At 56.7% G+C, this 22,772-nt stretch carries 18 protein-coding genes; 10 read left to right on the plus strand and 8 right to left on the minus strand.

Features of this window, described 5'->3' with window-relative positions; translation table 11 throughout:
- The first annotated feature begins 4 nt into the window (after positions 1-4).
- The 5 genes from CRD18_RS07590 (at position 5) to CRD18_RS07610 (ending at position 7,824) form a co-directional block, all read left to right on the plus strand.
- On the plus strand, positions 5-3,613 hold the full coding sequence (locus CRD18_RS07590) for a murein biosynthesis integral membrane protein MurJ (RefSeq protein WP_049170098.1): 3,609 nt from the start codon (positions 5-7) through the stop codon (positions 3,611-3,613).
- Between the two features lie 235 nt (positions 3,614-3,848).
- Positions 3,849-4,412: a sigma-70 family RNA polymerase sigma factor gene (locus tag CRD18_RS07595; RefSeq protein ID WP_224783764.1), complete on the plus strand. Its 564-nt coding sequence runs from the start codon at positions 3,849-3,851 to the stop codon at positions 4,410-4,412.
- A gap of 164 nt (positions 4,413-4,576) precedes the next feature.
- On the plus strand, positions 4,577-5,515 hold the full coding sequence (trxB, locus tag CRD18_RS07600) for a thioredoxin-disulfide reductase (RefSeq protein ID WP_049170102.1): 939 nt from the start codon (positions 4,577-4,579) through the stop codon (positions 5,513-5,515).
- 393 nt (positions 5,516-5,908) lie between these two features.
- Positions 5,909-6,229 carry a thioredoxin gene (trxA, locus tag CRD18_RS07605; protein WP_016421730.1) on the plus strand — a complete coding sequence of 107 codons (321 nt, stop codon included), beginning with the start codon at positions 5,909-5,911 and terminating at the stop codon, positions 6,227-6,229.
- 410 nt (positions 6,230-6,639) lie between these two features.
- A complete protein-coding gene (locus tag CRD18_RS07610) occupies positions 6,640-7,824 on the plus strand; it encodes an N-acetylmuramoyl-L-alanine amidase (RefSeq protein ID WP_048733139.1) in 1,185 nt (394 codons plus the stop codon).
- Between the two features lie 26 nt (positions 7,825-7,850).
- On the opposite strand, the gene CRD18_RS07615 is transcribed toward CRD18_RS07610, so the two are convergent.
- The 8 genes from CRD18_RS07615 to rpmH all read right to left on the minus strand — a co-directional run bounded on the left by CRD18_RS07615 (position 7,851) and on the right by rpmH (position 14,371).
- Positions 7,851-8,804 (minus strand): hypothetical protein, encoded by a 954-nt coding sequence (locus CRD18_RS07615; RefSeq protein ID WP_049170104.1) that lies wholly within the window; start codon positions 8,802-8,804, stop codon positions 7,851-7,853.
- A gap of 11 nt (positions 8,805-8,815) precedes the next feature.
- Positions 8,816-10,093, minus strand: coding sequence for a ParB/RepB/Spo0J family partition protein (locus tag CRD18_RS07620; RefSeq protein WP_049170106.1), 1,278 nt, complete (start codon positions 10,091-10,093; stop codon positions 8,816-8,818).
- Between the two features lie 21 nt (positions 10,094-10,114).
- Positions 10,115-11,071 carry a ParA family protein gene (locus CRD18_RS07625; protein WP_048733133.1) on the minus strand — a complete coding sequence of 319 codons (957 nt, stop codon included), beginning with the start codon at positions 11,069-11,071 and terminating at the stop codon, positions 10,115-10,117.
- 278 nt (positions 11,072-11,349) lie between these two features.
- On the minus strand, positions 11,350-11,985 hold the full coding sequence (gene rsmG / locus CRD18_RS07630) for a 16S rRNA (guanine(527)-N(7))-methyltransferase RsmG (RefSeq protein ID WP_224783766.1): 636 nt from the start codon (positions 11,983-11,985) through the stop codon (positions 11,350-11,352).
- A 320-nt stretch (positions 11,986-12,305) separates the two neighbouring features.
- Positions 12,306-13,454, minus strand: coding sequence for a membrane protein insertase YidC (gene yidC / locus CRD18_RS07635; RefSeq protein WP_048731382.1), 1,149 nt, complete (start codon positions 13,452-13,454; stop codon positions 12,306-12,308).
- An 86-nt stretch (positions 13,455-13,540) separates the two neighbouring features.
- Positions 13,541-13,873, minus strand: coding sequence for a membrane protein insertion efficiency factor YidD (gene yidD, locus CRD18_RS07640; RefSeq protein WP_080969543.1), 333 nt, complete (start codon positions 13,871-13,873; stop codon positions 13,541-13,543).
- Entirely contained in the window at positions 13,833-14,213 is a 381-nt protein-coding gene (rnpA, locus tag CRD18_RS07645; protein WP_049170110.1) for a ribonuclease P protein component, read from the minus strand. The genes yidD and rnpA overlap by 41 nt, the downstream gene beginning before the upstream one ends.
- Before the next feature lie 20 nt (positions 14,214-14,233).
- A complete protein-coding gene (gene rpmH / locus CRD18_RS07650; protein WP_005511646.1) occupies positions 14,234-14,371 on the minus strand; it encodes a 50S ribosomal protein L34 in 138 nt (45 codons plus the stop codon).
- A gap of 694 nt (positions 14,372-15,065) precedes the next feature.
- Between rpmH and dnaA the strand changes: the two genes are divergently transcribed.
- The 5 genes from dnaA (at position 15,066) to gyrB (ending at position 22,713) form a co-directional block, all read left to right on the plus strand.
- Positions 15,066-16,814 carry a chromosomal replication initiator protein DnaA gene (gene dnaA / locus CRD18_RS07655; protein WP_049170112.1) on the plus strand — a complete coding sequence of 583 codons (1,749 nt, stop codon included), beginning with the start codon at positions 15,066-15,068 and terminating at the stop codon, positions 16,812-16,814.
- Positions 16,815-17,316: 502 nt separating this feature from the next.
- The gene (dnaN, locus tag CRD18_RS07660; protein ID WP_048731377.1) at positions 17,317-18,507 is read left to right on the plus strand and encodes a DNA polymerase III subunit beta; all 1,191 of its coding nucleotides are present in this window, start codon (positions 17,317-17,319) and stop codon (positions 18,505-18,507) included.
- A 9-nt stretch (positions 18,508-18,516) separates the two neighbouring features.
- Positions 18,517-19,716 carry a DNA replication/repair protein RecF gene (recF, locus tag CRD18_RS07665; protein ID WP_048731375.1) on the plus strand — a complete coding sequence of 400 codons (1,200 nt, stop codon included), beginning with the start codon at positions 18,517-18,519 and terminating at the stop codon, positions 19,714-19,716.
- A 5-nt stretch (positions 19,717-19,721) separates the two neighbouring features.
- Positions 19,722-20,384, plus strand: a complete 663-nt coding sequence (locus CRD18_RS07670) for a DUF721 domain-containing protein (protein WP_049170117.1) — start codon at positions 19,722-19,724, stop codon at positions 20,382-20,384.
- 289 nt (positions 20,385-20,673) lie between these two features.
- Positions 20,674-22,713 carry a DNA topoisomerase (ATP-hydrolyzing) subunit B gene (gyrB, locus tag CRD18_RS07675; RefSeq protein ID WP_016421743.1) on the plus strand — a complete coding sequence of 680 codons (2,040 nt, stop codon included), beginning with the start codon at positions 20,674-20,676 and terminating at the stop codon, positions 22,711-22,713.
- Positions 22,714-22,772: the final 59 nt, after the last annotated feature.

Genomic DNA, 22,772 nt, shown 5'->3' on the forward strand with positions numbered 1-22,772 from the left:
ACATGTGACTGACTCAGACGCGCATAAATCTGGACTTCGAGGCCGCATTCGTCGCCCCGCGCCACCGGCCCCAGTTCCGGCGGCGCGGCCAACGGCTGAATCTCAGCCGGCCGAAGCGGCCCCGGACCTAACTCGCGTATCCGGCCATAAGGCAAATGCCGATACCGCCGCTGACGCGATGACGGAATCGGCATCACCATCGCCAGCAAAGGCGGCAACTGCGACAGCAACCGCTTCCAGCGATTCCTCCGCAGGCTCGACGGCGGACGCAAATCAGGGACAGTCGAACTCGGACATCGTCGCCTCCACGGGCTCGATGGCAATCGCTACCCTGATTTCGCGCATTACGGGTTTTTTGCGAAACCTGCTCATCGGCGCGACGCTGGGTCCGGCTGTGGCTTCAGCCTTCAACGTCGCCAACACACTGCCGAACCTGATTACGGAAATCGTCCTCGGCGCAGTGCTGACTTCTCTGGTGGTGCCAGTGTTGGTGCGCGCGGAGAAGGAGGATCCAGATCACGGTGCCGCCTTCATTAGACGTCTCTTGACTGTCTCTATGACGCTGTTGGCAGTGGTGACGGTGCTGGCGGTGATAGGTGCGCCACTGTTGACCAGATTGAGCCTTAACGAGGCCGGTAAGGTCAACGTTCCGCTGGCAACGTCATTTGCGTTCTTACTATTGCCGCAGATTATCTTCTACGGCATATTTGCGCTGCTCATGGCGGTGCTAAACACCAAGGGAATCTTTAAACCCGGTGCGTGGGCACCTGTCGCTAACAACGTCGTGGCCATTGCCACGCTCTTGCTATATCTGTTCCTGCCCGGCCAGTTGAGTCCGGATTCGGACGGTTCACTCTCCGATCCGCACATCCTGCTTTTGGGTCTTGGTACCACCCTGGGTGTCGTCATTCAGGCAGCCATCATGATTCCCTACCTCAAGCGCGCGGGCATTGATTTGCGTCCGCTGTGGGGTATCGACGACCGCATCAAACAGTTCACCGGCATGGGTGTCGCGATTATCACCTACGTGGCAATTTCCCAGGCTGGTTACTTCATCACCACCAATATTGCCTCGACTGCCTCCAAGGCAGCGCCGACGATTTACCAGCAGGCTTGGCTGCTGTTGCAGGTGCCCTACGGCATCATCGGCGTTACCTTGCTGACCGCCATCATGCCGCGACTGTCCCGCAATGCAGCCGACGGCAACGATGGGGCAGTGGTCCGAGATCTGTCCATCGGTACCCGCCTGACCATGATTGCGCTGGTGCCGATCGTTGCCTTCTTCACCGCATTCGGCCGCCCCATCGCCGTCGGTCTTTTCGCGTATCTGGAGTTCCCCCGCGAAACCGCAGAGATTCTCGGCTGGACGCTGTCCTTCTCGGCGTTCTCGCTTATTCCATACGCCATTGTGCTTTTGCACTTGCGTGTTTTCTACGCCCGTGAAGAGGCCTGGACCCCGACTTTCATCATCCTCGGCATTACCACCGTCAAGGTGATTCTGTCGTTCTTCGCTCCTCGTCTGGCTTCTGACGATGAGACCGTCGTCGTGTTGCTCGGTGCCGCCAACGGTTTCGGTTTCGTCGCCGGCGCAATAATTGGCTTCTTGCTCTTGCGCCGCACTCTCGGACACTTGGACAGTAAGGCGACCGTCCACACCGTGCTGTGGGCACTGGGGGCGTCGCTTGTCGGTGTCGCCGTTGCTTGGGGCGCATTCGCATTGACCGACCTTGTGCTGTTCGATTTCTTCGGTTCCTTCGGTGTGCTACTGCAGACCATCGTCACCGGCGTGGTCTTCCTCATCGGTACCGGCCTGGTGCTCGCTCAGGCTCCATTGGAAGAGGTCCGCGTTCTGGGTGGCTTCCTCGGCCGCATTCCGGGTCTACGTCGCTTTGCTCCGCAGCCTCATGCAGCCGACAATGCCGTCGCCGACCGTGAGGATATGGAGCGCGAACGTGGCTTCGCCGCTGATGCTTTCTCGATTGCCCCGTCGAACCTGATTGGCGAGGCCACGGGTCTGGCAAACGAGGGCTTCACCGCTTCGCCGCTGTTGCCGCCGATGCCGACGCAGGGTTCTCGCCCGACCCGCTATGTACCCGGCGAGATGGTCTCAGGTGGTCGTTTCCGTCTGCGTTCTGAAGTCGCGACCTACCCAGGTCTGCGCCTGTGGCGCGCCATGGATATGGGAGATCCCGACAACTCAGATGTCGCACTTGTCTTCGTCGACACGATTGCACTGCCGTACTACGACACTTCGCCATCGGTTGCCGCCCAGAAGATTGCCACGACGACCAATGAGCTGCGTGACCTGGCTGGCACCGGGATGTCCCGCATTCATAGTGTGGCGAAGACACGCACCGAGGTGCTCATCGTCGCCGACTGGACCAGCAGTATCGGTATTGAGCGGTTCGATCAGGCCGCCCACCCGGATGCCCTGGCACTCGCAATAGCATCACTTGCCGAGACAATCGCCGACGCCCACGAATCTGGGCGCTGCCTTGGCCTGACAAACAAGCCTGGACAATTGCGCATCAGCAGCGACGGCCACATCTACGACGCTTTCCCCGTCGTTTTGCCCGATAGCTCGCAACGTTCGGACTACAGCGCGTTGCTTTCTGTCATCGACGAGCTGTTCTACAGCGTGACGAACATCCCCTCCGATATTTCTGCTGCTATCGACCGCGCGAAGCAAACACGCCCGGAGGACTTCAATGGGCAGGAGTCGCCAGCTCGCACGCTCGCCGAGGACTTGCGCGCCGCAGCGCTGGGCCCCGATTCTTCGGAGTTTCTCGCAATCGACCCCGACACCGGTGCGCGCGAATCCGTCGATGCCGGCGGTGCAGCCCAATCAAACGCTCATCACACCAAGAATCGCACCCGCGCATTCAGCACCGGCGCAGTCGTTGTCGGCGTAGTCATTGTCGGTGCACTCGTCGCCGCGGGCATCTTTGGTCTGGTTAACCGTTCCTCGGACGCACCGATTAACTCCGAGTCCGTACGACGCGGTCCGGCTCCGGTCACGACGCTCTCGCTTGCCGACGCTAGCGAGTGGCAAGCCGACACCGACAACCCTGCAGCAGGTCCGGACAATCCGGACATGGCTGAGCTGACCATCGATAATGACGAGGAAAGCTTCTGGGTAACTTCTACTTACCTCAGCCAGTTCGGCAATCGCCCAGAGGACTTCAAACCTGGCGTTGGTATTCGGGTCACTCTCGATGAACCGGCAACCATTCGAGAGCTTAAGGTCGCGGCGACCCCGGGCGCACACATTGAAGTTCGCGGCCTACGAGATGCTGACTCGACGAACTTGGATGACACAACGGTTCTCGGAAGCGCTACTGCCACCTCAGGTACGACGACCATCGAAATCGATAGCCGCGACACTGAGTGGAAGAACCTTGTTGTCTGGATCTCCGGCTTGCCGACGGCTGCGGAAGCGGTAGCCGACAGCGACTCAGACACTGACGCTGATACAGATGCTGATACAGATGCTGAGTCGCAGAATTCCGATGCGGACAACCCACTTGTCGGCGACCGCAATCTGGCTGAGCAATCTCCGGATTCGTTGCTGCCAGTTGCTATTGGCGACATTCAGGTGCGTGGTACGGAATAACGCTCTGAGCTTGCCTTAGGTGGCAACAGTTCAAGTTGTCCCAAGTTATCCACAGCTACTGGGACGTTTTGAAATTCATCCACAGCCCGCGGTCTCCACGGCAGTTTTGCCAAGCGGAGAGCGCGGGTTTCGTGTTTGCATAGGAGCCATGAACTTTGGGGGAAGAAATCGAATTGGGGACAGTCACCGTAAGGCCCGCATGGGTCGGCGACTGGGGGATTGTGGCGTCGTCGGTATGCAAAAGCATGCATCTGCGGACGAGGTCGATCGTGAATTATTGAAGGCGCACCTGGCGGGGGATCGTCGCGCGTTCGCGGTGTTGGCACGGCGTTATTATCCGCAGTTGGTAGCGATGGCGCGGCGCTATCGTCGGGATGATTTCGATCCCTTGGATGGGGTACAGGAGGGGCTGGCGCGGGCAATTGCGGGGGCGGCGAATTTTCGCGGGCGTTCGACGGTGGCGACGTGGCTGACGTGCATCGTGAAGAATGCGTGTATTGACCACAACCGCGGTCGTTTCGGGGAGATCCCTCTCTGCGATAAGGAGGAGGATTTTGAGACGTTTATGAGTTCACAGCCGATTCCCTGCCCGGATGTTCCGCTACGTGTGACTATGGCCGCCGCATTGGAGCAGCTGCCAACGGATCAACGGGATGCCCTGCTGTACTTGGACATCTTTGGATATTCGCTGCAGGAGACCTCTCGCAGTATTGGGCAGCCGAGCGGGACGTTGAAGTCTCGGCGGGCGCGGGCGCGTCGTACGCTTCGGCGACAATTGGAAGAAGTGCAGGTGGCCTAACAACTGCGGAGCAGGGGAGAGGCTGGGGGAATAGAGATGGCTAACCTCACGTTGGTTGAGGTGGCTGGTTCCGGTAATTTCTTTCCCGGAGCTGAAAAATTTGCTTACTACTGAGCATCACTGTGCGCCATGTGATGTGAGAGATAAAAATTATAGGAGTCTTCATGAGCGATATCGTTCACGACCTGATCATCGTCGGTTCCGGTCCCGCCGGTTACACGGCTGCCACCTACGCAGCCCGTGCCGACCTGAAGCCTGTGGTGTTCGAGGGCATCGAGTTTGGCGGCCTGCTTATGACGACTACCGATGTGGAGAACTACCCAGGTTTCTCCGAGGGCATCATGGGCCCAGAGCTGATGGATCAGATGCGCGCACAGGCAGAGCGCTTCGGCGCTGACCTGCGCATGGAGATTGTCGATCGCATGGATCTCACCGGCGATATCAAGTCTGTCTGGGTTGGCGAAGAAGAGCACAAGGCTCACGCTGTCATCCTGGCAACCGGTGCCGCTCCGCGTTATGTCGGTGCTCCGGGTGAGCAGGCGCTGCTTGGTCATGGTGTCAGCGCCTGTGCCACCTGTGATGGTTTCTTCTTCCGCGACCACGATATCGCCGTCATCGGCGGCGGTGACTCCGCAATGGAAGAGGCAACCTTCCTTACCAAGTTCGCCCGCTCGGTGACGATTGTCCATCGCCGCGATGAGTTCCGTGCGTCGAAGATCATGGTCGAGCGCGCGCAGAACAATGACAAGATTCGCTTTGCGACGAACAAGGTTGTGTCCCAGGTTCTTGGTGAGGACAAGGGTTCGGTTACCGGTCTCGAGCTGGAAGACACCGTCACTGGTGAGAAGTCCGTCCTGGATGTGACTGCCATGTTCGTAGCAATTGGCCACGAGCCACGTTCGCAGATGGTTCGCAATCAGCTGGATTGCGATGAGAATGGCTACATTCAGGTAGCCGCTCCGAGCACCCAGACCTCTCTCAAGGGCGTCTTTGCGGCGGGCGATGTTGTTGACTCGCATTACCAGCAGGCAATTACCGCCGCTGGTTCTGGCTGCAAGGCTGCGCTGGATGCTGAGCACTACTTGGAAACTGTTACTCGGTAGATGACAGCAGGGCAGTCGCACTAGCTGGATAAACACCTAATAGTTGGGGTATCGCAATTGTTGGATAAGCCCTACGATTGCAGATATCCAACTATGGGGAATATCCGATAGTCGGTAAGCCCAATTGTTGTTAGCTGTAGCTCAATCAGGGTGCAGCGGGACGTGTTATAGCCCGGTACGCCCCGTACTCATCGAGCACTTGCAGCGTTCTCAAGAACACCATTAATTAACAATTTAGTACTTCACTCGCACCACCGGAAGCCCTAATTTTTGACGCCTTGAGCGCCAAATCCGTACGCGAGGCTGAAGAAGCTAGGTTGAAAAATTAGAATCAAGACCACAAAACAAAACCACTAAGAACTCAAACGAGCTCATTCTAAGGAGAAGAATTTCATGGCTCCGGTAACCGTCACCGCCAACACCTTTAAGTCCGATGTCCTCGAATCCGATAAGCCGGTGCTTGTTGATTTCTGGGCAGAGTGGTGTGGCCCGTGTAAGAAGATTGCTCCCGTTTTGGACGAGGTTGCGACCGAGCTCGATGGCAAGGCCGTCATCGCCAAGGTCAACGTCGATGAGGAGCGTGCACTGGCTGGCATGTTCCAGATTATGTCCATCCCAAGCCTGCTCCTATTCAAGGACGGCAAGAAGGTCGAAGAGATTCGCGGAGTCCGCCCGAAGGGCGAAATCACGTCGCTCATCGAAAAGCACCTTTAAAAGAACTTGGGGTTGCTCCTTATCCGATACGAGGTTACGACTGCCCACCCGTCACTTCGCCACTGCCACCTTCGTTGGACACACCCCATTATGATGTGACTGAAGTTGTGGTTGTGATTTAGAGTTAGTCCTGGGGTTCTGCCGTCGGGCTAGCCGACGCGCCCTCGTAACAATCAATTCGCGCCTGCGACCTGGTAATCTTGCTGGAAATGGCGGTTTACGTCTTCCTTAATACCGTGAAGGAACCAGGTTGCCGCCAACTTGAGAGGTATTGCTGACCATATCCTCTGAGAGTGCGCGGGATTTCTTAACTGAAGTTTCGTTTAGCTCACTGGCCAGTAATACTGATTAAGTGTTGTGAGGACCCACAACGGCCTAAACATAATTGTGGAGTTCGGAAGGGAGTTTTCGTGCCAGAGTTTCTGAAGGTGGGCGATAGGTCACCTCGTGTAGCCGAGGTACGTTCTACCCTGGCTCGTCTTGGGCTTCTGCCCAATTGGGAGGGCTCAGCCGCGGAGGAGAACTCGCCTCAGTGGTCTGGTGACGATGACCTCTTTGATGAGGACATGCGCAACGCTCTTCTGGCGTTCCAACAGTCCCGCGGTGTCTATGCCGACGGGATTATCCGCGACAGCACCCTGCGCCTACTGCGAGAAGCCTCGTACACTCTGGGCACCCGCGTACTGTCCTACGATCCACTGTCACAAATGACCGGTGAGGACGTAGGCGTTCTCCAAGCTACCTTGCAGGAACTCGGCTTCCACGATGCCCGAGTAGACGGCCACTTTGGCCCGAAGACCGATGCCTCTGTACGTGAATACCAGCTCAATTACGGGCTGGAGCCCGACGGTATCTGTGGTCCCGTTACTCTCCGGGCGCTCAGCTACTTGGGCAGGAGGGTTACTGGTGGCTCTGTAAACGCCTTCCACGAGAAGGAAATACTGCGCACGATGGGGCCGAAGCTCTCTGGAAAGCGCATTGTCATTGATCCAGGTCTTGGGGCAGGGGAGCCCGGCATTGTGGTCGACGGCCCTTACGGTCAGATTTCTGAAGAAGAGATTCTTTGGGATTTGGCCTCTCGCATTGAGGGTCGCCTTGTCGCGGCAGGTGCAGAGACTATTCTGTCTCGTCCTCGTACCGACAATCCGTCCATCGAGGATCGCGCTGAGATGGCCAACGCATTTGGCGCTGACGTCTTCATCTCCCTGCAGGCTGACCACTATCACAACAACCGCGCCAGCGGTATTGCGACCTTTTACTTTGGCTCGATGAAGGGCTCCAACTCCATTCTGGGCGAACAGCTCTCTGGCCTTATCCAGCGAGAGATTGTTGCCCGTACGAGCCTGGTAGACTGCCGCTCGCACGCCCGTACCTGGGATCTCCTCCGTCTGACCAGGATGCCCACGGTGGAAGTCGCCGTTGGTTACCTGACCAACGAGGATGACGTCGCAATTCTTTCTTCCCCAGATCAGCGGGACGTAATTGCCGAATCTATCGTTGTCGCTGTAAAGCGTCTGTACCTGGGCGATGAAGAGCAGCAGCCAATGACCGGCGCTTACAGCTTTGCGCAGCTGATTGAAGAGGAAAAAGCCTAAACACGGCTGACCAATGAAACCCAGCGCTAAAGACTGAACAGCTTTGAGCGCATAAAGGGTTCTTTCGCACTTAGATCCAACGCATGGCCGATTTCTTCGTCCCAGTCCAATTCCGCATCCAACTCGATACGGAGTTTCGGATGAATCGGATGTGGAGTCACCACCCGAAACCCGGAGTCAAGAAGGGTTCGCGTACGAATCAAATCACCGGCGTTATGGTTAATCGCCGCCAACGAATCTGAAATACACGGCTTTGGATTCAGCTTTTCTTCGAGTTGCGCTTCGAAATCAGCGATTAGATTCTCCGTACCGTCGTCAGGCGTTGGCGACGACGGCGTGGATGCCGACATAGAATCCGCCGTGCCACTGCAACCAAACGCTTCTACCGCTGAAATCCCGCGCAGCGCGAGCTTGTGCAGAGCGGTCACAATGAGCACGCGGAGCATGTCATCGTCAACCTCTAAAGCGTTGTAATGCAGACTCGTCAGCGCAATCGCATCCGGCGATATTGGTCCGGAAGGCATGGAAAATGTCGTCGGGCAGAAGCGTGGCGGAGCAAAGAGCAGCGTGCCGACGGTCTCAAGTTTCCCATCGATAAGTGATGCCGGTGGCTTTCGTCGTAGTGAATATCCGCACGGTCCCCAGGAAAGGTAGACGGTATTGAGCCATGCTTCCTTCTCCAAGCGCACCTGGGCGGCTAAATCAGGGCTTAAATCGCCATTTAAGAGGCTTTCACTAGCTCCGCCTGGCCGAGTAGGGGGTTGGCCGTCCGAATGCTTTAAATCACCGTTGAGCGCTTCATCCTCTTCTGGCGTGCTGGGGTCCAAATTAGGTTCGCGCGGCTCAGTCGAGAACTGGGGTAGGGCAGTTGCTGTACGGATATGCTCCATGCCCTGTTCCCAAAACAGGCTTAACATCGTCTCTGGATAGATTCCTTCGATGTCGGCCAGCGAAATTTTCTCGATGAATACTTCAGTCACAGTAACCGGGTTTACTCTTCGTCGAGATGCATCAGTGACATGATGCGATCAAAGTCCTCGAGGTTGCCGAATTCGATAACGATTTTGCCCTTACGCTTGCCCATCTGGGCAGTCACCTTCGTATCAAAAGAATTGGACAGGCGGTCAGCCCAATTGTGAAGGACCTCCGGCTGCGGAGTGGGCTCGCGGTGCTGCTTTTTCGGTCGCTCGCCGGCATTGAGTAATGTCACTGCTTCTTCGGTCGCACGGACGGATAGTCCTTCAGCAACAATTCGCTCGGCGAGGCGCTGCTGTTCTTCCTTACCTGCCTTAACTCCAAGCAAGGCACGTGCGTGACCAGCCGACAGAACACCGACCGCTACTCGTCGCTGTACCTCCACCGGCAACTGCAAGAGTCGAATCATGTTGGTAATAACGGGCCGCGAGCGACCGATTCGATCCGCCAGCTCTGCCTGAGTTACACCAAACTCTTCGAGTAGCTGCTGGTACGCAGCGGCCTCTTCGAGTGGGTTCAGCTGAACGCGATGGATGTTCTCTAGTAGGGCATCGCGAAGCATGTCCTGGTTTGGAGTATCGCGAACGATGGCGGGAATCGTGTCGACCCCAGCTCGCTGAGAAGCACGCCAGCGCCGTTCACCCATGATGATTTCAAACTCGGGTTGCGGCGCGTTCGGATCTTCCTTGCGCGCTGCCTCGAGTGCGGCCGCACGACTATCCTCAGAGATTGGTCGTACGATAATCGGCTGCAATAGACCGAACTCACGAATAGAGTGAGCGAGCTCATTTAGGGGCTCCTCATCGAAGACCTCTCGTGGCTGCTTCGGGTTCGGCGTGATCAGCTTCAAGTTGATTTCGCGATAGGTCGCGCCAAACTCGTTTGCGGCCGAAGTGTCAACATCGGTCGGCTTGGCGCCGCTATGGTCCGCTACTCCCGATGTCGTCGAGGGCGATGTTTCACGTGAAACATCGCTACACTTACCAATAGTCTTATTGTCACTGTGACGTTTCTGCGCCTCATTGGTATGAGGTTTGCTCTGGCCGGATTTTGCAGATTTTCCGGCGTTTTTCCCTTCAGTCAACGAGGTGCCGGATCCCGTCGCGGCTGCCCCCAGTACGTCGGCAACTCCGCTACTTCCAGGCTGCTTCGTCCCCTGGGTACGGCGGGGACCGAAGATAATATCCGCGGCACTCTCACCTACCGAGGGGTTAGCCGCCGGAGCAGTTGGGATCAGCGCGGCGATACCGCGACCGAGCCCTCCCTTGCGGTTCTCCTTTTTTTGATTCGACATCGGTAACTACTCCTAGTGGCTTTAATTTGTCTCAGTGGAATTGGACGGGGTAGGGGAGGAAGCTGGTTTTTGCCCAATCGCACTTCCACCCGAAACTGCTGAATAGTCGCCACGCGTTGCCAATTCCTTCGCGGCGTCAAGATAAGCAACTGCGCCCCGAGACCCTGGATCGTAGGAAATTACGGTCTGCGAATATCCCGGCGCCTCCGATACCTTCACAGATCGAGGGATGAGATTACGTAGCACAACCTCACCGAAGTAGTTACGAACCTCATTGGCAACTTCTTCCGAAAGCTTGGTGCGGCCATCGAACATAGTGAGCAGCACAGCAGAAATATGTAGCTCCGGATTGAGATGCTGACGAATCATCTGCACGTTATTCATCAGCTGAGTCACACCCTCCAAGGCGTAAAACTCACACTGAATCGGGATCAAAACCTCGTTGGCGGCAGTCATCGAATTCAGAGTCAACAGACCGAGCGAAGGAGGGCAGTCAATAATGAGAAAGTCAAAGCCGTTGTCAATCAGGTACTGATCTGACACTGCATCGAGAAGTCGGCGCTCACGGTTCAGGAGCGAGACCAGCTCAATCTCGGAGCCCGCCAAGTCCAATGTCGCTGGCACACAAAAGAGATTCTCAGATTCAGGGGAACGCTGGATGACATCGTCAATCTGTAGTTCGCCAATTAGAAGCTCATACGTCGACGGGGTCCCGGAAACATGCTCAATCCCCAGGGCCGTAGAAGCATTTCCCTGCGGGTCATTATCGATGACTAGCACCTTGAGACCATGCCGCGCGAGCGCCGACGCGATGTTGACTGCCGAAGTGGTCTTGCCCACGCCACCCTTCTGGTTGGCGATAGTAATACGGCGCGGGCGTTCGGGGCGTGGAAGCGATAAACGGTTCGGGGCCTTAACTTGCGCTGCCCGTTGAGCTGCCGCAGCGATGGGTGTGTCTTGCCAGGACTTCCGGCTCATTAACTATTCCCCTTACAAGCACAGCAATCACCAATCATGGCCACTGGAGTGCGAATAAAAACTTAGTAACTATCTGCAAAAGCGTAATCATCAAGCCCCAACAAGCGTTAGACGCCGACGATTGTGGAAATGTTTCACGTGAAACATCCACCTTGGCCGGTAGGACTTTGCCATACCGCGATACTTATCCCACTCTAGCCCGACGGCACTACGCGCCTCAATGTCGAAACCAAAACACAAGCGAACCGGCAGTGGAGTAGGGGAGGGGGACTTACAACCTACTTCTTCTGAATAATCACGGCGTACGTCGAAGTTCCCAACACGGAACCGCCAACCTCTACAACGCGGGGATTAGTTCCCTTCGCCTTGGCAATAAGCTTTGCGTCCCGATCAATCTCCTCTTGCGCAGTTCCACCCTTCAGTGCAACCATCGCGCCTCCGGATTTAACTAAAGGAAGCGACCAGCCCGCCAATTTCCCAAGAGGGGCAACAGCGCGAGAAGTGACGACATCTACTTGGCCAACCTCAGCGCGAACCACTTTCTCCTCAGCGCGGCCGCGAACCACGGTCACATTGTCCAGCTCGAGATCTTCCACAACCTCGTTCAAGAAAGTCGTACGGCGCAGCAATGGTTCCACAAGAACCACCTTCAAATCTGGTCGTGCAAGAGCAAGCGGAATCCCGGGCAAGCCTGCCCCCGAACCAATGTCCGCAACTAGAAGCCCTTTGCCTATCGCTTCTCCAACTACCGCAGAATTGATAATGTGCCGATCCCACAGCTTTGGAGTTTCACGTGGCCCAATCAAACCTCGGACTGTAGCCTCCTCAGCCAACCATGAATGGTAGCGGTATGCTCGATCGGCATTCCCTCCAAACACGGTATCTATCACCGAACGCAGATCCGGATCGACCAAACCTGCGGAGGCTTCTTGATTATCGACGTCTTTCGCGGAGTTACTCAACAGTTCCACTAACCTTTCCAATGGGGCAGCTGTGCCGTCACCCGTCGAGCTTTTCATTACCCCTAGTGTACGACAGTGCAACAGCCATGTTTCACGTGAAACATTGACCGGAGTTGGATGCCAAACTCCAGGCCCCACAGAAAATTACATGCCTGTAATAACAGCGACGTTGTCTGCGCGATAGAGTACCAAGGCAAGCAAAAACGCCCCGCATCAACTGCGGGGCGTTTCGATTAATTAACTTATGTAGACGAAGGGCGATTCCACTTCAGCTATTTCTTTTTCCGCTTCCGGTTCTTCCGATTTGCGGGTTTCTGTCCTGGCGCTGGCTTCGAGACTGGGCCCTGCTGTCCCTTCCCCGAATTACCATCCGGAAGATGGCTAGAAGCCTTGTTCGCTGCAGAGGCCTGACCGGACTGCGCCTGCTGCGCATTCTGCGCTGCCTGACGCTTGCCACCCTTCTTCGGATTGATTGGCTTCTGGCCAACCTTCGGAGCGAGCTTCTCCTGTGCCTCGCGCTTGGCAGCCTTCTTAGCTGCGACAGCTTCCTTCTCTTCCTCATCCAGCTTGCCGAAGATGTAGCGCTGCTGGAAGTAGGTCCAGACGTTGTTAGTCACCATGTAGACAAGAAGGCCGATGTGCCAGAAAGCACCGGTAACAAGAATCATGATTGGGAAGAACCAAAGCATCATCTTGTTCATCATGTCCATCTGCTGACCCATAACGCCTTCCTGGCGCTTCACCAGACCGGCTTCCTGGCGGGCACGCGTGCGGTCAACAGACATGCGAGCGTTGAAGTGCGTTGCAAGTGCCGCGATAACAATCAGCGGAATGGCAACGATCATGATGTCCATGCGGGTGAAGTCCGCAGGCGTACCAGGCACAGTAAAGGCTGCGTATTGATCCTCACCCATACCAACCGAACTGGACAGTGGAGCATTGAGCACACGAGCCAGCAGGAAGGACCGCACCTCATCTACACCGAAGACGTAGTTAGGCGTATTCCAGTTCTGCTCCACCGACATGCCGAGCGCATTGCCCGTCGTACCCGTTCGGTTGAACGAACGCAGCACGTGGAAAAGGCCAATGAACACAGGCATCTGAACCAGAATCGGCAGACAGCCGCCGAGCGGGTTGACACCCATTTCCTTCTGTAGCTGGCGCATAGCAAGAGCCTGAGCCTGCTGATCGTTCTTGTACTTCTCCTTGATGGCCTGCATCTCAGGAGCGAGCTGCTGCATCTTGATGGCAGAACGCTGCTGGTTCAGCATCGGCTTAAACAGGAGGATACGGATGGTGACCACAAGCAAAATAATGGCCAGCACCCAGGAGATACCCGAGGAGGGATCGAATAGGAAACCTGAGGCCTTATGCCAGAACCACAGGATGGCCGAAATCGGCACATACACGAAATTGAGCACGGTCTAAGATCACTCCGTTCTTTAGGGGACAGCGCACTCGCGCCTTCGTCTACAAAGCCCCGTCAAAGGCTAAGCATTACTAGAGGTTACCTGTGCATTCGCCTCAACCACGAACCCAGGCCGGGGAATGTGGCAGGAACTGGATCCCAGCCACCCGGATGCCAGGGTGCGCAACGGAAGATGCGCAAGAAAGTCAGCCACAGGCCACGAATAGCTCCGAAACGGCGCACAGCCTCAAGACCATATGCGGAGCACGTCGGTTCAAAACGACATGTGCTCGTGGGCTTCAGATTAGAGATACGACGGCGGTAGAAGAGAATCGCCCTCTCAGCCACACGTGCGCCGGGGGTCTGAGCGAGGGGGCCGTCGTCAAGCGAATTAGCGCCGACGTTCGTATGTGGCGAGTGCCGATTGCACATCGTGGGACAGCTCCTGGCTGGTGGCTGTGGCAGATGCAGGCAGCGCGCGAACGACAATGTCCATGGTGGACGGAAGATTCTGCGCGGCCGCGGCCATAACATGGCGGAGCCTGCGGGATACAGCGTGACGAGTCACGGCGTTGCCCACAGCTTTAGATACGACAAGACCGACACGCGGACCACCAAACCTGGCAATCTGCGTATCGGTCTTATCTTCACCGCCAGAAGCGGCGGTGTCACGAATATGCAAGACCAAGGTCTTGCGTCCGATTCGGCGTCCACGTCGTACGGTGACCGTGAAGTCACGCGAAGAACGCAGCTTATTGCTCTGAGGGAGCACCGAAATCGGTGTCCTCTTGCTTAAGCGGACAGGCGGGCACGGCCCTTGCTGCGGCGTGCTGCCACAACGGCGCGACCGGAACGGGTACGCATACGGGTACGGAAGCCGTGCACGCGTGCACGACGGCGGTTATTCGGCTGGAACGTCCGCTTCGACACGGTTGACACTCCTTGAAACTCAAACGACCACGAGTCCACGCTGAACACACCGCAGTAAACTCCTCGCTTCGAGTGCGAGGCAGCGATGCGTCTGACGCATTCCCGTGATGCACGGAAAAATTACTTACCGACAGATTGAAAGCTACATGCGTTCTGTCGGGTCCAAGCACAAGCTCGGACTCATATCTCAATGGATATGAAACACCCAGATAGGTTACGTCGAATCGAGCGAGAAATTCAAATCAACACGCCGGATTTACCTGGAGAATCATTTTCCAAGTTTTCCGACGGTACCGATGTTGACCTGTGGAAATACTAACCTATGCACTGCAATCCACAGGGCGTTTATCCCATCAGCTGTGGATAACTTCCACACCATGAATCACAGCGAGCAGGGGAAATAACGTGTTTACCTAGGTAAACGCAGACTAGGGGGCTACTTTTCATTGTGGGCAAACTGTGGATAAACTGTTAGTCAATTAGCGACAAGGTTTATCCACAGGTGTGGACAAACATGTGGAAGTCCTGCTCGGGGCGTATAGCACCTTGTGTAGAAACACCCCACAGGGCGAATTACAAGAAATAGCCCCCAAATGGGCAGATATGGCGCTCTCGCCATGCCAAAAACACTCCACAAAAACAGGTCGCCTCGATAAATTTGATGAACGTAAACATGTAAAAGGACATTCACACAGTGAGCGAACAACCAGAATTGCCAGGTGGACTCTGGGAGCAGGTCGTTTCTATCCTGACTTCACCAGAAGGTGCGCCGGAGTTGGGCATTGCACCACTACGCCCGCCACACAAGGCACTGCTGCGGTCAGTGACGCACACTGGTGACTTTCCAGGTTTTTTCCTGCTCAGCACTCAATCGCCAGTGGTGCAGGCACTGGTAAAAGAAGAGCTCAAGGGCATTATCGAGGCCGTCTTAGCCTCGCTGACCGGCGAGGAGTTGGAAACGGTCATCACCGTTGCCGATCCTGCTGACGACGCTGAAGATAGCCAGGCAGCAGAGACCACTCAACCATCTGCACAGCACTCGGGGCAGATGCCATCTGCAGCTTCGCGTCCGCAGCAGGCTCAGCGTCAACAGCCAAACCAGCAGCACCAACAGCAATCTGGCCGCAACTACCCGTTCCCCAGTGCAGATGCGAATGACTTCAATCGCCACGAGCAGCACCAGGGATCGACGCAGACGCCACAGGTGCCGCAGACACACCAGCAGAATGTCCATAATCAGCAGAGTGCCCAGTCACAGCACCGATCGATGGACGCAGTGGATTCAATGGCGCAGGGGCTTTCGCACTCATCTGCCGAGAATCCGATGACTATTGCTGATCAGCGCCAGGTCACAAGTCCTTTCCGCTCCGAGAGCCACGGCACTCCAACCGAGATGAGCATGCCTTTCGAGGAGCCCACCCTCAACCCGAACTACACCTTCGAAACCTTTGTTATTGGTCCGCAGAATAAGTTCGCCGCCGCAGCCGCCGTCGCTGTTGCAGAGTCTCCGGGGCGCACCTACAACCCGCTGTTTATCTCCGGCGGTTCGGGTCTTGGCAAGACGCACCTGCTCCACGGCATTGGTCACTACGCCAAGCATTTGTACCCTAACCTGCGGGTTCGTTACGTTTCTTCGGAAGAGTTCACCAACGACTTCATTAATTCCGTGCGTGACGACGCCCAGGAATCCTTCAAGCGTCGCTACCGCGATTTGGACATGCTCATCATCGATGACATCCAGTTCTTGGAGGGCAAGGAAGGTACACAGGAAGAGTTCTTCCATACGTTCAATGCCCTGCACCAGTCCAATCACCAAATTGTGCTGTCGTCGGACCGCCCACCACGCGAGCTTAAGACCCTGGAGGATCGCCTTCGTACCCGCTTCCAGTGGGGGCTCAATCCGGATCTGCAATACCCGGACTTGGAGACGCGAATCGCAATTCTGTCGAAGAAGGCACAGCTGTCTGATTTGGTCGTTCCGCATGATGTACTCCAGTACATCGCGGAGAACACCTCGTCTTCTATTCGTGAGCTCGAGGGGCGTCTACTGCAGATTAGCGCTCACGCATCCATGATTCATGAGCCTGTGACCTTGAAGTTTGCGCAGGAGATCCTCGGTGCCGACGAAATCGAGGTGCAGATTACCCCGGAGATCATCATCTCCACCACCGCTGAGTACTTCGACCTAACGGTTGCGGATTTGGTGGGCCCGGGTAAGACTCGCCCGGTCGCTCATGCTCGCCAGATCGCGATGTACTTGACAAGGTCCTTCACTGAGCTTTCGTTGCCGTCGATTGGCCGGGAGTTCGGAAATCGTGACCATTCGACGGTTTTGCACGCTGAACGCAAGATTGTTAAGGAAATTCAGGAGAAGAAGCCCTCAAAGGACCAGGTCAACGACCTGACTACACGCATTCGAGACCGAGCTCGCGGCACGGCTTAAAAACCTTGGGCTCGGCGTGCGGAATTCTTGTTATTAACTGCGGTTTTTCCGTGCACAGAGCTGTGGACAACTCGTAAATTTTGTGGATGAAAGATGAAGCCCGAACACTATCCACAGACACCCCAAGTTATCCACAGTTAGACGCACTGGTTATCCACAGCGCGAAATCAGTGAAGACCAGCGGGAATCATGTAATTTCACAATGTGCACACCCCCTATTACTACTCCCGACTTTAAAAATCTCTAGAAACTTCTAGATAAAAGGGGGCCAGCGCACAACCTCTGGCAAGCAACCTCTCGCGCACAACTTCATAAATGCCAAGAACGAGCAAGAACTAGGATTAAGCACTAGACGGACTACAAGAATGCCAGTGAGGTCTTTGGCAGTCTGCAGTAGAGTTGTACGATGGAATCTTTGTAACTCCAGTCATGTGCGCTGACATAGCGTGCTGACAACACAAAAGACGGCTAATAACAGACATCCAATACCGGTGGAGGAACGATGGAGCAGACCGAAGTCCGTATTCGCGCGGCTAAGGACGATCTCGCGGGTGCGGTGAGCTGGGTTGCTCGTAACCTGCCTGCACGCCCGACTCAGCCGATTCTGCGTGGCATGATTTTTCTCGCGGATGACAATGGTCTGCAGCTCGCTGGCTATGACTACGAGGTCTCGACTCAGATTCGTATTAGCGCAGAGGTCGATGAGCCCGGTCGCTTCGCCGTCAATGGCAAGTTGGTTTCTGACATTGTCTCTAAGCTGCCGAATAAGCAGGTAGAGATGCACTTTGATGGCACGAAGGTCATCGTTCGCTGTGGTTCTTCCCGCTTCGAGCTACCAAGCCTGACCTTGGAGGATTACCCTCAGCTACCAGAAGCTCCGGCTGCTACCGGCACTGTCGATGCCGCTCTGTTGGCTGAGGCTATTGGTCAGGTCGCTATCGCTGCCGGCAAGGATGAGTCGCTGCCGATGCTGACCGGCATCCGGATGGAAACCGAAGGTAACGAGGTCACTCTCGCTGCCACCGACCGTTTCCGCCTGGCGGTTCGCAGTTTCGAGTGGGAGCAGATCCCGGAGGGGGAGACCAAGCTGCTCATCCCGGCAAAGACCTTCGCGGAGACTGCCCGCACTCTCGATACCACTTCCAGCGAGCCAGTGACCTTGGCATTCGGCGACGGATCTGATGATCGTGAGGTCGGCTCCGAAGGTCTGCTGGCTATCCTCGCCGATCCTCGTCGCACTACCACGCGACTGCTGGACGCCGAGTTCCCGAAGTTCCGTCCGCTGCTGCCGAAGCAGCATTCCTCCATGGCTGTTGCTCGTGTTGACCAGCTGCAGGATGCCATCCGTCGTGTGTCTCTGATGGCGGATCACGGTGCGCAGATTCGCATGGACTTCTCCGACGGCCAGGTTGTCCTTTCCGCTCATGGCGACGAGGTCGGTCACGCAGAAGAGACTGTGGCCTGCAACTTCTATGGGGAACCACTTCTGATCGCCTTCAACCCGCAGTACCTGCTCGAGGGGCTCAGCGCTGTTCGCTCCCACCGCGTTCTGCTGGGCTTTACGCAGCCGTCGCGTCCCGCGATTCTCATTCCAGAGCCGGAAGCTATCCCGGAGCTCGGTGAGGACGGCTTCTACCCAACGCCGGAGACCGACTTCACTTACCTGCTGATGCCTGTGCGCCTGCCGGGCTAGTCTGCGGCTATGCACATTCGGTATTTGTCCTTGCGGGACTTCCGCTCCTGGCCGGAGTTGGAAGTCGAGTTCACGCCTGGAATTACCGTATTTACCGGGCAAAATGGCTACGGCAAGACCAATATCGTCGAGGCCGTTGGGTATCTCTCCACGCTCGGTTCGCATCGAGTGTCTACGGATGCTCCGCTGGTTCGTTCGGGGACCCCGTCGGCACGCATTTCGGCGACGGCGGTCAATGATGGCCGAGAGCTGACGGCGCATCTGCTCATCAATCCGCATCGCGCGAATCAGGCGCAGATTAATCGCACGCGGCTGAAGTCTCCGCGGGAGCTGCTGGGGATCGTCAAGTCGGTCTTTTTCTCGCCCGAGGATCTCACGTTGGTCAAGGGCGAGCCCGCGTCCCGTCGCCGCTACATCGATGATTTGCTCGCTTTACGACGGCCACTGTCCGCAGGTATCCGCATTCAATATGACAAGATCTTGCGTCAGAAAAATGCGCTGCTGAAGTCGGCGGGCTCGACGCTGCGCCGTGGCTATTCTTCCTCGGAGGGGCAGGCCGCACTGAGCACGCTGGACACCTGGGATGCGCAATTGGCGCAGGTGGGAGCGGCACTAATGGCTGCACGCATGGATTTGATTGCCGAACTGTCGGAACACGTCAGCGAGGCCTATGCCACGCTTGCCCCGCACTCGCGCCCAGCCACGATTGCCTATGCGCCGAAGGTCGACAGTCTGGATGGCGGGCCATTGCCCAGCGAACCGGAGCTGCTCGAGGCACTGCTGCTGACGAAGATGGCGGAGCGCCGCACCGCGGAGATTGAGCGCGGTTCCTGTCTCGTTGGTCCGCATCGCGATGATCTCAACCTCATTCTCGGCAATGACCCCGCCAAGGGCTTCGCTAGCCACGGCGAGACCTGGTCTTTTGCACTCGCGCTGCGTCTCGGCGCGTACTTTTTGCTCCGGGCCGATGGACCCGACCCGATCTTGGTGCTTGACGACGTGTTTGCGGAGCTCGACCGGCATCGTCGGGAAGCTCTCATGGAAATCGCGCAGCAGGCTGAGCAGGTGTTGATCACCTCGGCGGTGGGGGAGGAGTTGCCTCAGGCACTGGTCGAGGATTCTTCTGTCACTCATCACACGGTGACGGTGGCGCAGACTGAGCAGGGGCGAATCTCACTGCTGGATGAAAACCCAGTCGCGGAAGAGTGACGGGTATGGTCGAGAACATGGAGCCGGATAACTCACCGGAAGAAGAAAAGGACCTGATTAGCGACGCTTTCTTCCGCATGCGCGATGCCGCTAAGGAGGGCGGTCACAAGTTACCGAATCTCCAGCGGCCACCGAAGAAGAAGGGCTCGTGGTCTGGCCTCGATAGCCGTGTGCCTGTGAAGGCCGCGGAGGGGATTGTTGCGGACGTCGATAAGCAGCGGGCAGCGCAAGCAGTGGTACGAGATCGTGCCGGTACGGTGATTTCGCCGAGCCTATTGAAGGAGGCGGGGATTCGGCTGTACCGGAAATATGACCGTCGACCTGCGCCGATTGGTGCGGTGCTGAATAAGGCAGTAGTTGATCGCGGCTGGCAGATCCATATTGCCCACGGTGTGATCATGACGGAGTGGGATTCGATGGTCGGCAAGGTTGTCGCGGAACACTCCCAGGTCAAGGAGTTCAAGGACGGCACTTTGGTGGTCGAGTGCCAATCGACAGCATGGGCAACACAGCTGCGGCTAGCACAGCGACAGGTTTTGAAGTCGATTGCGGAACGCGTCGGGGATGGAGTGGTTGAGGAAATTAAGGTGCTTGGGCCAAAAGCGCCGAATTGGCGCAAGGGCAAATTGCACATCGAGGGCCGAGGACCGCGTGATACTTACGGGTAAAGGTCGGTAAACGGTCTACGATTAGCCGTCGGTATGCGTAAAACTGCGAAATTTGGTCCTTTGAGCGCATCGGCTATATCCACAGTAGGGGACTACGTTGGGGTAAGATGGGCAGGAGAAAACCGGCAGGCGGTTCTTGAGACGTTATCGACTTCCAAACTAGCCAGACCTATCTAGTAGTCCTAGGTGGTTCTGGCTGGCGCTGATAGCACTTGACCGCCGGCCTATTTTTCGCGCGCTGACGAATGTTGCGCGGGGAGAGAACCAAGAATAGGAGACGCGCCGAACCGTGGCTGCTACCGAACATCAATATGACGCCTCATCGATTACCATCCTCGAGGGCCTCGAGGCCGTGCGTAAGCGGCCGGGTATGTACATTGGCTCGACTGGTGAGCGTGGTTTGCACCACCTGGTGTGGGAGGTTGTAGACAACTCCGTCGACGAGGCGATGGCGGGTTACGCCACCGATGTTGAGGTCACTCTGCTGGAAGACGGCGGCGTTCAGGTCCGCGATAACGGCCGTGGTATTCCTGTCGAAATGCACCCGTCGGGTATGCCGACGGTGCAGGTGGTTATGACTCAGCTGCACGCCGGCGGCAAGTTTGACTCCGAGTCCTACGCTGTTTCCGGTGGTCTGCACGGTGTGGGTATTTCGGTGGTTAACGCGCTGTCGACGCGCATGGAAACCGAGGTCATCCGCGATGGCTACACCTGGTACCAGAACTTCGACCAGGCTGTTCCGGAAGAAATTATCCGAGGTAAGAAGACTCGCGGTTCGGGTACCACGCAGCGTTTCTGGCCGGACCCGGAGATTTTTGAGACCACCGATTTCAAGTTCGACACCATTTCTCGCCGCCTGCGCGAGATGGCGTTTTTGAACAAGGGCCTGACCATCACGTTGGTGGACAAGCGTGTCTCCGAGGAGGAGCTCGAGGCCGAGGCTCTGGCGGAGCAGGCGGAGACCGAATCCGCTGAAATCGCCAAGGATGCGGTTGAGGAGCAGAAGGAGAAGGCAGAGAAGACCACCAAGCCGAAGGAGCGCCGCAAGGTCTTCCACTACCCGAATGGTCTGCGGGACTATGTCGAGACTCTGAACAAGTCGAAGAACATCATCCACCCGACCATCATTTCCTTCGATGCTGCAGGTGACGGCCACGAGGTCGAGATTGCAATGCAGTGGAACTCGGGTTACTCCGAGTCGGTGCACACCTTCGCCAACACCATTAACACCATTGAGGGTGGCACGCACGAAGAGGGCTTCCGTTCTGCGTTGACATCGCTGATGAACCGCTATGCGCGTGAGCACCGCCTGTTGAAAGAGAAGGAAAACAACCTCTCCGGCGAGGACTGCCGTGAAGGTCTCGCTGCCGTGATTTCGGTGAAGGTCGCCGATCCGCAGTTCGAGGGCCAGACGAAGACGAAGCTCGGTAACACCGAGGTGCGTTCCTTCGTCCAGCGCATGACTAATGAACACATCGGTCACTGGCTGGAGGCCAATCCGGCTGAGGCCAAGGCCATTGTTAACAAGGCCATTGCTTCGGCGCATGCCCGTCAGGCGGCTCGTAAGGCCCGTGACCTGGTACGTCGTAAGTCCGCGACCGATCTTGGCGGTCTTCCGGGTAAGTTGGCGGACTGCCGTTCGAAGGATCCGAAGCAGTCCGAGCTGTTCATCGTGGAGGGTGACTCCGCAGGTGGTTCTGCAAAGGCAGGCCGAAACTCGCTGTTCCAGGCCATTTTGCCGCTGCGCGGTAAGATCTTGAACGTCGAGAAGGCGCGCCTGGATAAGACTCTGAAGAATAACGAGGTCCAGGCCATTATTACGGCGCTGGGCACCGGTATTCACGACGAATTCGACATCGAGAAGCTGCGCTACCACAAGATTGTGCTGATGGCCGACGCCGACGTCGATGGTCAGCACATTGCCACGCTGCTACTGACGCTGCTGTTCCGTCTGATGCGTCCGCTGATTGATGAAGGGCACGTCTACCTCGCCCAGCCGCCGCTGTACAAGCTCAAGTGGGCCAAGGGTGAGCCGGGCTACGCCTACTCCGATGCTGAGCGCGATCAGCTGCTGGAAGAGGGGCTGGCTGCCAACCGCAAGATCAACAAGGACGATGGTGTTCAGCGTTACAAGGGTCTCGGTGAGATGAACGCCGCTGAGCTGTGGGATACCACCATGGATCCGGATCACCGCGTGCTGCGTAAGGTCGCCCTCGAGGACGCGCAGAAGGCCGATGAACTGTTCACCATTCTGATGGGCGATGACGTCGCTTCACGACGTTCGTTCATCACCCGTAATGCGAAGGACGTTCGCTTCCTCGACGTTTAAGCCGGTACCTGGTTTTAGTTTTCGCCTTGTCGGTTCCCCTGACAAAACCTCAGTTCAGC

It is taken from the genome of Corynebacterium sp. LK31 (assembly GCF_014335015.1).
GTDB classification, from domain to species: Bacteria; Actinomycetota; Actinomycetes; order Mycobacteriales; family Mycobacteriaceae; genus Corynebacterium; species Corynebacterium jeikeium_D.